At 71.2% G+C, this 13,005-nt stretch carries 10 protein-coding genes and 1 pseudogene; 10 read left to right on the forward strand and 1 reads right to left on the reverse strand.

Annotated features, from left to right (window positions below; all coding sequences use genetic code 11):
- The first annotated feature begins 100 nt into the window (after positions 1-100).
- From OG948_RS01500 to OG948_RS01545, 10 genes are all read left to right on the forward strand, one after another.
- Positions 101-778 (forward strand): hypothetical protein, encoded by a 678-nt coding sequence (locus OG948_RS01500; protein WP_406293116.1) that lies wholly within the window; start codon positions 101-103, stop codon positions 776-778.
- Positions 771-2,150, forward strand: coding sequence for a glutamine synthetase family protein (locus OG948_RS01505; RefSeq protein ID WP_406293118.1), 1,380 nt, complete (start codon positions 771-773; stop codon positions 2,148-2,150). The genes OG948_RS01500 and OG948_RS01505 overlap by 8 nt, the downstream gene beginning before the upstream one ends.
- Before the next feature lie 23 nt (positions 2,151-2,173).
- Complete coding sequence (locus OG948_RS01510; protein WP_406293120.1) at positions 2,174-3,259, forward strand: Zn-dependent alcohol dehydrogenase; 1,086 nt, start codon at positions 2,174-2,176, stop codon at positions 3,257-3,259.
- Complete coding sequence (locus OG948_RS01515) at positions 3,237-4,148, forward strand: gamma-glutamyl-gamma-aminobutyrate hydrolase family protein (RefSeq protein WP_406293123.1); 912 nt, start codon at positions 3,237-3,239, stop codon at positions 4,146-4,148. Before OG948_RS01510 ends, OG948_RS01515 begins: the two co-directional genes overlap by 23 nt.
- Entirely contained in the window at positions 4,135-5,622 is a 1,488-nt protein-coding gene (locus OG948_RS01520; RefSeq protein ID WP_406293125.1) for an amidase, read from the forward strand. The genes OG948_RS01515 and OG948_RS01520 overlap by 14 nt, the downstream gene beginning before the upstream one ends.
- Positions 5,619-7,103, forward strand: coding sequence for an aldehyde dehydrogenase family protein (locus tag OG948_RS01525; protein WP_406293126.1), 1,485 nt, complete (start codon positions 5,619-5,621; stop codon positions 7,101-7,103). The genes OG948_RS01520 and OG948_RS01525 overlap by 4 nt, the downstream gene beginning before the upstream one ends.
- A 69-nt stretch (positions 7,104-7,172) precedes the next feature.
- Positions 7,173-8,663, forward strand: coding sequence for a flavin-containing monooxygenase (locus OG948_RS01530; RefSeq protein WP_406293129.1), 1,491 nt, complete (start codon positions 7,173-7,175; stop codon positions 8,661-8,663).
- Complete coding sequence (locus OG948_RS01535) at positions 8,660-9,538, forward strand: NAD(P)-dependent oxidoreductase (protein WP_406293130.1); 879 nt, start codon at positions 8,660-8,662, stop codon at positions 9,536-9,538. Before OG948_RS01530 ends, OG948_RS01535 begins: the two co-directional genes overlap by 4 nt.
- 11 nt (positions 9,539-9,549) lie before the next feature.
- A complete protein-coding gene (locus OG948_RS01540; protein WP_406293133.1) occupies positions 9,550-10,440 on the forward strand; it encodes a phytanoyl-CoA dioxygenase family protein in 891 nt (296 codons plus the stop codon).
- Between the two features lie 58 nt (positions 10,441-10,498).
- Positions 10,499-12,139 (forward strand): 4-coumarate--CoA ligase family protein, encoded by a 1,641-nt coding sequence (locus OG948_RS01545; protein ID WP_406293135.1) that lies wholly within the window; start codon positions 10,499-10,501, stop codon positions 12,137-12,139.
- Positions 12,140-12,224: 85 nt separating this feature from the next.
- Here the strand turns inward: OG948_RS01545 and OG948_RS01550 are convergent.
- A pseudogene (locus OG948_RS01550) lies at positions 12,225-12,610 on the reverse strand (thioredoxin family protein).
- Positions 12,611-13,005: the final 395 nt, after the last annotated feature.

The raw sequence follows: 13,005 nt of genomic DNA on the forward strand, positions 1-13,005 counted from the left end.
GCACCCCCGCCACCCACCGGTCCGCGCGGATGCCGGCGACTCCCCCTCGTCCGCACAGAGTCCCCCTGCACCTTGGCCGGGGCAGCAGAGAGAAGGCCCCATGACCGACACCCGAGCGGTGACGGACCCGCGTCCGTCCGCCCCGGACGGCACCGACGAACCACGTCGCCCCGATCCCGTGGTGACCACCGAAGCCGACCCGACGCCGATCGTGCGCGCCGTGGCGACCCGCGTGCGGGTGGCCCTGCGCAGCCCCGGCGGCCGCGACGCGCTCCGCCGGCTCCCGGGACCGGACCCGATCGCGCTGCGTTCGAGCGTCGACGCCCAGCGTGTGACGCTGACCCGCACCGCCGAGGGCCTGCATCTCGACTCGCATGACCCCGTCGTGCCGACCACGACGCTCGACGTCGACCCGTTCGCACTCACCGTGTCGTCCGCGAACGGCGACGCGCTCGCCGTCGAGACCGTCTCGGCCCTGGTGAACCCCGAACCGCCGGCCCTCGCCGCCGCCACCCGCGACTTCTGGGCGCTGTCCTCCGCGCTGTCCGGCATGCCCGGCCTGGTCCTGCACGCCGTCGACACCGGCGAGGTGGTGCACGCCGGCCCCCGCGAGCAGCCGTACGAAATCCACGGCAACGATCTCGATCTGCGCCGGTTGATGGCCGGATTCGACTGGCTCGTGCACAGCGTGCGGGCCGGCAGGTTCGCCATCAATGGAACGCACCGTCAACTGTCCGTGGTCACCGGAGCCTCGATGAAGGCGGTCTACGATGTCTGACTCCCCCACCGTCGCCGAGCGGATCGACGCCGACCGCGTGCGGGTGGTCCGCGCGCAGACGGTGACCCTGGACGGCGTGCTCGTCGGCAAGCACCTGTCGCCGCGGAAGTTCACCTCCGGAGCCGAGTCCGGGTGGGGCTTCGCCGACGTCGCCCTCGCCGTCGACCTGGCCAACAGCGCCCAACTCGGCTTCGATTTCGGCGACTGGCGCGGCGAGATGCGCGACGTGATCCTCAAGCCCGATCTCGACACCCTCACCCCGGATCCGGCCCTACCCGGACTCGCGTCGGTGATGTGCGATCTCGTCGACCGCACCGGCGCTCCGCTCCCCGTGTGCTCACGCTCCACGCTCAAGCGGGTGATCGGCGAACTCGCCGCGCTGGGCTACACCGGCAGGGCCGCCGTCGAGATCGAGGCGACCGTGTTCGAGGAATCCGTCGATCGAGCCAGGGCGCAGGGCTTCAAGGACCTGCATCCCCTCGGCGGCACCCACGGAGGCATCTACCTGCTCAGCCGCTCCGCGGACTTCACCACGCTGCTGGACGCGATGGCCGCGCGGATGGACGAGGCCGGTATCCCGTGGGAGGGCTGGGCCGACGAATCCGCGCACGGCCAGATCGAGATCAATCTGCCGCCCACCGACCTGCTCACCGCGGCCGACCTGTACGTGCGGACCAAGCAGGTGATGCGCGAGGTCGCCTACGAACACGGGCGCACCGTCACGTTCATGGCCCGCTGGTCGCCGGACCAGTTCGGTCAGGGCGCGCACATCAACCTCTCCCTGCAACGGGACGGCGACGATGTCTTCGTCGACCCCGCCTCGCCCGGGCAACCGTCCGAGACGATGCGGCACTTCATCGGCGGTGTGCTGCGCACACTGCCCGCCGCGAGTTCCTTCCAATACCCGACGGTCAACTCCTACCGGCGGATCGTCGAGTTCGACGGACCGCCGACGACCGCGACGTGGGGCGTGGACAACAAGAGCACCGCGGTACGCGCGATCTGCGGCTCCGCGAAGCTGACCCGCGTCGAGTACCGGGTGCCGTCCGCCGACGTCAACATCCACCTGGCGATGGCCGCGTTCCTCGCCGGCGGCATCCTCGGGCTGCGCGAGCGCGTCGACCCCGGCCCGGCCTGCACCGTCATGGCCTGGGGCCTGCCCCCGGGCGCCCCGCGGCTGCCGGCCACGCTGTCGCAGGCCGTCGCGGCCCTGGCCGCGGACACCGAGCTCACCGCGATCCTGGGCGCCGAGTTGGTGAACTACTGGATCGGCACCCGCCGTTGGGAGTGGTTCCAGTTCCACACCACCGGAGGAGACCCCGAGGCCGGCGTCTCGGACTGGGAACTCGAGCGCTACTTCGAACACGTATGACGCCACGCAAGGGAGGAACCCCGATGAGGGCCGCAGTACTCAACGCCGCCCCCGGCCGGCTCGAGTTCGAAGACCTCGACCTCGACGCGCCCGGTCCCCGGGAGGTCCTGGTCCGCACGGCGGCGGTCGGCCTGTGCCACAGCGACCTGCAGTACCTCGACGCGCACTGGCCGACGACCCTGCCCGAGGTCCTGGGACACGAGGCATCCGGCGTCGTCGAGGCGGTGGGCGCACAGGTCACCGCCACCGTCCCGGGAGACCACGTGGTCGCCTGCCTGACGGCCTTCTGCGGGCGGTGCCGATACTGCCTCGACGGCCGGCTCACGCTCTGCGTGGACCACTCCCGCCTGCGCACCCGGCCGCGCCCGGCACTGCTGAACCGCCACGGCGCCGAGGTCGGCAGGATGGGCGGCATCGGCGCCTTCGCCGAACGCATGCTCGTGCACGAGAACAGCGTGGTGCCCATCGACCGCGCCGTCCCGCTCGACCGAGCCTGCCTGTTGGGCTGCGCCGTGATCACCGGCGTCGGAGCCGTGTGGCACAGCGCTCGCGTGCGCCCCGGGTCGACCGTGGCCGTGCTCGGGTGCGGAGGCGTGGGGCTGGCCGCCGTGCAGGGCGCCCGGCTGGCCGGCGCGACCGCGATCATCGCGGTCGACATCGACGAACACAGCCTGGCCCAGGCCCGGTTGCTCGGCGCCACCGCGTCCGTGGACGCGACGGCCGAGGACGCCGTGGAGGCGGTCCGGCGGCTGTCGTCGGGCGGCGTCGACCACGCCTTCGAGGCCATCGGGCGGCGCGCCACCGTCGAGCAGGCGTTCGCGATGCTCGCCCGCGGCGGTGTCGCAACGGTGCTGGGCATGGTGCCCGACGATCAACCACTGCGCATCACCGCGTCGGAGCTGTTCCTGCACGAGAAGCGGTTGCAGGGCTCGCTCCTGGGCTCCAATCGTTTCCCCGCCGACATCCCGCGGCTCGCCGAGCTGTACCGGCAGGGGCGCCTCGAACTCGACGCGATGATCTCGCAGCGGATCGGCTTCGACGACCTCGAATCGGGCCTGGCGTCGCTGCGCGCGGGAGGGGTGAACCGTGTCATCGTGGAATTCGGCTGACCGGCCGCGCCGGCCGCTGATCGCGATCACCGGTCGGCGGGCGAACGCCGGCCGGCTCTACGTCGAACCCCGCTACCGCACGCGCGAGTTCGACATGCACTACGCGGACTTCGCGACGCGCCTGGACGAACAGGGCGCCATCCCGGTGCAGTTGCCCTACGAGGCGATCGGCCCGGACCTGGTCGAGCGGCTGGACGCCCTCGTGCTCTCCGGCGGCCAGGACGTACACCCCACCACGTTGAACCTCGACACCCCGGCGACCGATCCGGACGGCGACCCGCGCCGGGACCGGCACGAGATCGCGTTGATCACGTGCGCGATGGAACTGGGCACACCGCTGCTCGGCATCTGCCGCGGACTGCAGATCCTCAACGTCGCCCTCGGCGGCACGCTGATCGCCGATCTCGACACCACCACGATCGACCACCGCTCACCCGGGGCGCAGGTGGCCGACGAGACCCACGACGTGCGCTTTGCCGCCGGATCGACCGTGTTCGACATCTTCGGCGAGGGCACCCGGGTGAATTCGCTGCACCACCAGGCCGTGCACCGGCTCGGCACGGGACTGGCCGCCACCGGCTGGGCGCCCGACGGCGTCGTGGAGGCCGTCGAACTGCCCGGCGCACCGGTGCTGGGCGTGCAGTGGCATCCGGAATGGCGCGCGCACGATCCGATCTTCGCCTGGCTCGTGCGCGCGGCCTCCGCACACGCGGCTTCCCGCCACGCCGCTTCCGCGCACGCGGTCTCGCACCACGCGGCCTCCGCGCACGCGGTCTCGCACCACGCCGCTTCCGCGCACGCAGCCTCGCACGACGCGGACTCTCGCCGCCCGGACCCCGCTCACACGACCCCCGCACGAGAGGAGGTGAAGCTCGATGGAGTTGCGTGAGTACGCCCACCTGGACGCCACCGCGCTCAGGAACCTGGTCACGCGGCGCGAGGTCACCCCCGACGAGCTGTTCGCCCTGGCGCGCGCCGCGATCGTGCACGTGGATGCGATTCTCGGCGCCGTCGTCGGGGACGTGTTCGACGAGCCGCCGGCGCACTGCGCGTCGGGGGCGTTCGCCGGGGTTCCGTTCGCCCTCAAGGACCTCATGTGCACGGCGGCGGGAGTACCCAACGAGAACGGCAGCGCGCTGACGGCCGGACACGTCGCGTCCGGCGACTCGGACCTGATGGCACGCTGGCGCGCGGCAGGCCTGGCCGTGGTCTGCCGCACCAGCACGCCCGAGTTCGGCTTCAGCGCGACGACCGAACCGGTGATCGGCCGGGCGACCCGCAACCCGTGGAATCCGGACCGGGTGGCAGGCGGATCCAGTGGCGGCTCGGCGGCCCTGGTCGCCGCGGGCGCACTGCCCTGGGCGCACGCGAACGACGCGGGCGGCTCCATCCGGACTCCGGCCGCCCTGTGCGGGGTGGTCGGCCTCAAACCCTCGCGCGGCCTGATCCCGCCCGGCCCCGGCGCGGACGAGCCGCTGTTCGGCCTCACCGCCGAGTTCGCCGTCACCCGCACCGTCCGCGACACCGCCGCCCTGCTGGACCTGGTGCACGGCAGCGCCCCGGGAGACCGCTACCACCTCCCGCGCCGGGCTCCGGGCGAGTTCGTCGCCGCGCTCGACCGGCGGCCGCGCGGCCTGCGCGTGGCCGTGTCCACGGGCCCGCCGGGCAACCCCGCCGACCCGGCCGTCGCCTCCGAAGTGGTCCGGGTCGCCGGGCTGTTGGCGGAACTGGGCCACCACGTGGAGCAGGCCGCCCCGGAGGTCGACGAGGAGCGCTTCCGCGACCTGAACCTGACGTTCTGGTCCGCCTCGATCGCCGACACCGTCCGGACACTGACCGACGGACGCGACGTGGAAGGAGCGCTCGCCGCACTGGAGAGCGCGACCGCGGCGATGGTGCGCCACGGTTGGCCACTGCGCTGGGAGGACGTGTCCCGAGCCCGCGCCTACCAGCACCGACTCACCCGCTCCACCGCCGACTTCCTCGGCCGGTTCGACCTGATCCTGACGCCGGTGACGCGATCCACCGCGTGGCCGATCGGCGAACTCGACGCGAACCGGCCCGGCATCGGCGCCCGGGAGTGGGTGGACACGCTGTCCCGCTACTCGCCGTTCACCGCCGTGCACAACGTGACCGGCAACCCGGCGATCTCGGTGCCCACGGGCATGTGCGACGGCCTGCCCGTCGGCGTTCAACTGGCGGCGGCATCCGGACGCGAGGACCTGCTGCTGGCCGTGGCCGCACACCTCGAAAAGGCGAGCCCCTGGCAGGGACGCATCCCGCCGGTCCACGCGAGTGGCCTCCCGGCCGAAGTGCGACCCGACCGCGGCAGCGCCGAAATCCCGCAGACGGAGGGCAGATGAACACTCGAGACGAGTGGACACGATTCGCGTCCACGCTCACCGTGCCGTCCGCGATGTGGCTGGACGGGCAGTGGTTCGACGACCCCGACGGCCCCCGACAGGACCTCGTGTCGCCGCGCACGGGACGAACCGCCGCACAGGTTCCACAGGCCACCCCCGCGGTGGTCGACCGGGCCGTCGCCGGAGCGCGTACGGCGTTCCGGGACGGGCGCTGGTCGCGCATCGGCGCCCGGGAGCGGGGCGCGGTGCTGCTCCGCTGGGCGGACCTGATCGGGGAACACCGCGACGAACTCGCCGCACTGGTCACCCTCGAGATGGGCAAGCCGGTGGTGCAGGCGCGAGACGTGGAACTGCGGGCCACGGAGGCGACGTTCCGCTGGTACGGCGAGCTCGCCGACAAGGTGCTCGACGAGGCCCCGCGCGGCCTGACCGACGCCCTCGCCCTGATCTCCCGCGAGCCGATCGGCGTGGTCGCCGCGATCACGCCGGACAACTTCCCGCTGACCCTGAGCAGTTGGAAGATCGCACCGGCCCTGCTCGCCGGGAACAGCATCGTGGTCAAGCCGGCGACCCAGTCGCCGCTGTCGCTGCTGCGCCTGGCCGAACTGGGCACCGCGGCCGGCCTCCCCGACGGTGTGCTCCAGGTCGTGACCGGGGCCGGCGGCGTTGCCGGATCCGCGCTGGCCCGGCACCTGGACGTCGACTGCCTCACGTTCACCGGCTCCCCCGAGGTCGGCAAACGGCTGCTCGTTTGCTCCGGGGAGTCCAACGCGAAGCCGGTGCACCTCGAACTCGGCGGCAAGAGCCCACAGTTGATCTTCACCGACGCACCCGACCCGGCCGCGGCGGCACGGACCGTGGCGTGGGCGATCACGTTCAACGCCGGCCAGATGTGCACCGCGGGCTCCCGGCTCCTGGTCCAGGAGGAGATCGCCGAGCAATTCGTCGCGGACGTGCTCGCCGAGATCGAACGCACCCCGGTCGGCGACCCGTTCGACCCCATGACCCGGATCGGGCCGATCGCGAGCGAACGCCGTCGTGCCGACATCCTGGCGCACGCCCGGACCGCCGTGGCGCAGGGGGCGACACCGGTTTCGGGCTCGTTGGAGGCAGGTGCCGGCGACGGTTGGTACCTGGATCCGATCGTGTGCACGAACGTGCGACCGGAGCACGACCTGTTCCGGCACGAGGTTTTCGGACCGGTCCTCGCGGTCACCCGCTTCACCGACGCCGACGAGGCAATCCGGCTCGCGAACGATTCCCCGTTCGGCCTCGGCGCGGGTCTGTGGACCTCGAATCTCTCCCGGGCGCACCGTCTCTCCCGAGCGATCGACGCGGGCCTGGTCTGGGTGAACTGCTACGAGGAAGGGGATCTTTCGGTGCCCTTCGGCGGTCGCAAGTTGTCCGGCCACAGCGTGGACAAGAGCATCCACGCCCTCGACAAGTTCACGTCGACGAAGACGACCTGGATCCGTCTCTGACGCCCACGGCGCACCCACGAACACCCACGGAACACCCATGGCACATCGAAGGAACACCGAAGGCACACCATGGCAACCAGCGACAAGAGTGGTCACATCGCGATCATCGGGACGGGATTCTCCGGTCTGTGCATGGCGATCGCGTTGAAGAGGAGGGGAATCCACGACTTCACCCTGTTCGAGCGCGCGGACGACATCGGCGGCACCTGGCGCGAGAACACCTATCCCGGCGCGGCCTGCGACGTGCCCGGCGTCCTGTACTCGTTCTCGTTCGCGCAGAACCCGAACTGGACCCGGGTCTTCCCGCCGTGGGACGAACTGCACACCTATCTGCGCTCGGTCGCCGAGCGGTTCGACCTCCTGCGGCACATCCGGTTCCGCACCGAGGTGTGCGAGATGCGCTTCGACGAGCGGACCCTCACGTGGGATCTGCACCTCGCCTCCGGCGAAACCGTCGACGCCTGCGTGGTGGTCAACGGCTCGGGCGGGCTCAGCCGACCGTTCATCCCCCGGTTGACCGGCCTGGAGTCCTTCGCGGGCACAACCTTCCACTCGGCCCGGTGGCGCCACGATCACAACCTCGTCGGCAAGCGGGTCGCCGTGATCGGCTCCGGGGCCAGCTCCATCCAGTTCGTGCCCGAGATCGCCTCCCGCACGGACGCGCTGTACGTCTTCCAGCGCACACCGCACTGGATCATGCCCCGCGGCGACGCCCCGCTGTCCGCAGCGACCCGAGCCACCTTCGCCCGCAGTCCCGCCCGGCAGCGACTGCAACGGTGGCGCACCTACTGGGAGTTCGAATCCCTCGCCCGGGCCTTCCTGGGAAACCGCAAGCTGATCGAGCGATTTCGCGCGTCCGCACTCGAATTCCTGCACGCGCAGGTGCCGGATCCACGGCTGCGGGCGCAGGTCACGCCCGACTACGACCCCGGCTGCAAGCGGCGGCTCGTGTCCGACGAGTGGTATCCCACACTGCGCCGCGACAACGTGCACCTGGTCACGGACACCATCGCGGAGGTCCGCCCGCGTTCGGTGGTGACCTCCGACGGCACCGAACACGAGGTCGACACCATCGTCTTCGCGACCGGGTTCACCCCGACCGACTTCCTGGCCCCGATGAAGGTGTTCGGCCGCGACGGCGTCGAGCTGCTCGACGCCTGGCGGGAGGGCGCCGCGACCAAACTGGGCATCGCCACCTCGGGCTTCCCGAACCTCTACTTCCTCAACGGGCCCAACACCGGGCTCGGACACAACTCGGTCGTCTTCATGATCGAGGCACAGGCCCGGTACATCGCCTCGGCGATCCACCGCATGCGACAGGCCGGCATCGATGCCGTCGACCTCGACCGCCGGGCCCGGGACCGCAGCTACACGTCCACCCAAAAGCGCATGCGGCGCACGGTGTGGGCGTCCGGCGGCTGCACCAGCTGGTACCAGTCCGCCGACGGCCGCATCGACACCCTCTGGCCGGCGACGACCGTCGAGTACTGGTTGCGCACCAGGTTCTTTCGCATGTCCGACTACCGCCGACTGACCACACAGGAAGGCCGATCCACATGAACGTATCGCTTCTGGGCACCGGGCTGATGGGATCCGCGCTCGCCCACGCACTGCTCCGCAACGGCGCCCGGGTGACCGTGTGGAACCGTACCGCCACCAAGTGCGCACCCGTTGCGGCCGCCGGCGCCGCCGTGGCCGAGTCCGCGCGTTCGGCCGTGCAGGCGAACCCGGTCACCATCGTCTGTCTGCTGGACTACGACGTCGTGCGTGCGGTGCTCGCCGAATGCGGTCCGCTCACGGGCCGGACCATCGTCAACACGGCCACCGGGTCCCCCGCCGAGGCGACCGCGTTCGCCGAGTGGATCGAGGCCCGCGGCGCGCTGTACCTCGACGGCGCCATCGCGGCCTACCCGGAGGACATCGGCACCGAGACGTCCGGCATCAACTACTCCGGATCCACGCAGGCGTGGGAGGCGTTGCGCGACCTCCTGCTCCCCGTCGCCGCCCAGTCCCGATTCGTCGGCACCCGTCCCGGCGCCGCGAACGTGCTCGACGCCGCGATGGCGGGCGCGTTCTTCAACGTCGCGCTCGGCGCCTTCCACGAGGCGGCCTCCTACGCCCGCGCCGAAGGCGTCGCGGTCGCCGAGATGCGCCACAGCCTGCACCTGTGGACCGGAAAACTGCTGGAACTCCTCCAGGAGGCCGTCGACACGTTCGAGACCCGGGACTACTCGACCGACCAGGCCACGCTCCACATCTACGCCGCCGCCGTGAAGTCCTGGCACGAGTCCATGCTGCACGCGGGACAGAGCGCGTCGTTGATGGCGGCGAACCTGGCGAACCTCGAACGTGCCTGCGCGGCCGGATACGGCGACATGGGCCTGTTCGCCCAGATCGAAACCCTCTCCCCCCGATCCGCGACCACCACCCGCTGAAGGGCCACCTCATGACCACCACCGCGAGCCTGACCACGCTCTCCGGCGCCGACGCCGGCGTGGACGACGTCGTCGACGTCATCCACCGCGACGGCGGCGTCGTCATCGACGGCTTCCTGGAGCCCGCCGTCCACACCGAGTTGCAGCGGCAGTTGGAGCCGATCCTCGACCGGACCCGGTGCGGCGACGACGCCTACTTCGCCGGCACGAACACCCGACGCGCAGGCGGACTGTTCGCCCGGTTGGACCTGATGCCGCAGATCGCCCTGCATCCGCTGTACCACGGCGCCGCCAAGAAGATCCTGCAGAAGCCCGTACCCATCTGGGCCGGGCAGGACCGCATCGAGATCGTCCCGGACATCCAGATCGGCGTCACCCAGGCCATCCGGATCCACCCCGGCCAGGGCGACCAGCCGCTGCACCGCGACGACTCCAGCTTCCTGTGGCGCCACCCGGACTACGGCCGCGAGGGGCGCGTGCAGATCATGGTCGCCGTCAGTGACTTCACCGCGGACAACGGCGGAACCCTGGTCATCCCGGGCAGCCACCGCTGGGACGACGAACGCCCGCCCCGGCGCGAGGAGGCCGTCTCCACGTGCATGCGCGCGGGATCGGCACTGATCTGGATCGGATCGACCTACCACGGCGGCGGCAACAACTCCACGAACGCGCCGAGGACCGGTCTGACCATGGCGTTCGACCTCGCGTGCCTGCGCCAGGAGGAGAACCAGTACCTGTCGATCCCGCGCGAGCGGCTGCTGGGCCTGTCCGAGGAGATCCAGCGACTGCTGGGGTGGGGCTCCGGAGTGAACCTGATGGGCTACGTCGAACGCGACGGCCAGATGGTCGACGTCCACACCCTGCTTTCGGACGACTCCGTCGAACTGCCCACCGTGCGCTGACCCGGGTGCACACCGGGAGCGCCCCGGGTTCCCCCGATCCCTGCCAAGGAGTCCCCCGTTGAGCTTCGCCAGTCCGTATCCGGACGTCGACATACCCGAAGTACCCGTGCACCGCTTCCTGTTCGGTGCCTTCGAGGACGGCGGGCTCGACCGGCCCGCCCTCGTCGACGCCTCGACCTCCGAGAGCGTCACCTACCGTCAACTCCTCGAGCGGGTCGAGGCGATCGCCGGTGCCCTGGCAAGCCGAGGGCTCCGCACCGGCGACGTGGTCGCGATCCACGCGCCGAACAGCCCTTCGTTCGCGGCGGTGCTGCACGGCGTCCTGCGCGCCGGCGGCACCGCCACCACGATCAACGTCCTGTACACCCCCGACGACATCGCCCACCAATTGCGCGACTCGGCGGCCGGGTTCCTGGTCACCGCCGAAACCCTGCTGCCCGCGGCGCGCGCGGCGGCCAACCGGGTCGGCATCCCCGCCGAACGCGTGATCGTGCTGGATCGGGTACCCGGCCACCCCGCGCTCCAGGACCTGCTCGACCAGCAACTGGCCGCACCGGAGCCGCCGATCGACCCGCGTACGCACACGGCGGTGCTCCCGTACTCCTCCGGCACCACGGGCCGGCCCAAGGGTGTGATGCTCACGCACCACAACCTGGTGGCCAACGTCTGCCAGATCGCCGAGCCGGCCGGATTCACCGACGACGACCGCATCCTGGCCGTACTGCCGTTCTTCCACATCTACGGCCTCACCGCGCTGCTCAACGCCGCGCTGCACCGACGGGCCACGCTGGTCACGATGCCGAGGTTCGACCTGGCCGACTTCCTGCGCGCCGTCGAACGACACCGCTGCACCTATCTGCTGATCGCGCCACCGATCGCGCTGGCGCTGGCCAAACACCCGGCGGTCGATGCGCACGACCTGTCGAGCGTGCGCGCGATCTGCTCGGGCGCGGCGCCGTTGGACGGAGCCCTCGCCCGGACGGTGGCCGCGCGCCTGGGCTGCCGGGTCTACCAGGGGTACGGGATGAGCGAACTCGGCCCGGTCAGCCACACGGTCGGCATCGACGAGGACGCCCCGGCGGACTCCGTCGGCCGGCCGATCGCGAACACCGTCAACAAGATCGTCGATCCCGAGACCGGCATCGAGGTGGCCCTGCCCGCCGACGGCCGCAGCGCGCCGGGCGAGCTGTGGGTCAAGGGACCGAACGTGATGGCGGGATACCTGGGCAACGCGGCGGCCACCCGCGCGACGATCGACGCCGACGGTTACCTGCACACCGGGGACATCGCAGTGGTCGACGCCGATTCGAGGGTCTACATCGTCGACCGTCTCAAGGAACTGATCAAGTACAAGGGGTATCAGGTGCCGCCGGCCGAACTGGAGGCGGTGCTGCTGAGCCACCCGCTGATCGCCGATGCCGCCGTGATCGGCGTGCCGGACGAGTCGGGAGAGGAGGTACCCAAGGCGTTCGTCGTGCGCGGACCCACAGGTTCGCAACTGTCCGAGCACGCCGTGATGTGCTTCGTCGCGGACCGGGTCGCCCCGCACAAGAAGGTGCGCCGGGTGGAGTTCATCGACGCCATCCCCAAATCGGCGGCGGGCAAGATCCTGCGCAAGGACCTGCGCGCCGCGCACCACGACCGGGTCCCGGCCCGCCCGGCGCCGGAAGGCCCCGAGCGGTTCGCTGCCCACGATTAGCATCGATCGGATGGCGGACACCCCGCACCCGGCCCGGCGCCGGGTGCGCGGGTGCGCGGGTGCGCGGCGCCCGCCGGGTCGGGGCTCAGCGGAGGAAGGCTCCGAGGTGTCGTTCCAGGGCGGGCTTCGGGGCGGCGCCCGTCCACGACTTCGCGGGGGCGCCGTCGGCGCAGACCACGAACGCCGGGATCGAGGAGATTCCGTGCCGTTCCGCCAATGCGGGCTCCTCGTCGACGTTGATCTTGACGACGTCCAGGACGCCCGCGTGCTCGGGGCCAACTCCTCGACGATGGGCGTGACCCTGATGCACGGCCCGCACCACTCGGCCCAGAACCGGACCAGGACGGGTCCCTTCGCCTGCAATACGCGGTCGGGGAACGTGCGTTCGGTGACGCTGTCCGGGACGGGTGGACTTTGCTGCCATGGTGGTACTCCTTCTTCGTGCGTACGTGCGTACGCACGCACGTGCATAAGTGCACACGCGCGAACACACGCGCGCGTCGGCGCGGCTGCGTGTTCGGGAATGCGCGCGGCTCCCGAGCGGCCCGGTCGAACCTGCGTCGGGAGGCCGTCGGCGCAGCGGCTCGTGGGATCGGTTCGAGGAAACGGCCTGCGGTACCGACCTCGGGGCGTACCGGGACGCCTGCGCGGACGGGTCGTGGTCGGCCATCGCCCGCTCGACGTCCTCCGCCACGAGCTCGTGGTTGAGGGCGAACGCCGCCGCGCCCGGGCGCCTGCGTCGAACTGGGCCTGGCCCACGCCTGGAACAAACCCCTGCTTCGGACTGCAGACCGACAGCCGTCGCTTCAACGTCGCCGCAGTCGCCGCGTCCGACCTGTTCGTGCGGCACCGGCACCAACAACCCG

It is taken from the genome of Embleya sp. NBC_00888, assembly GCF_045207655.1.
In the GTDB taxonomy this organism is placed as follows: domain Bacteria; phylum Actinomycetota; class Actinomycetes; order Streptomycetales; family Streptomycetaceae; genus Embleya.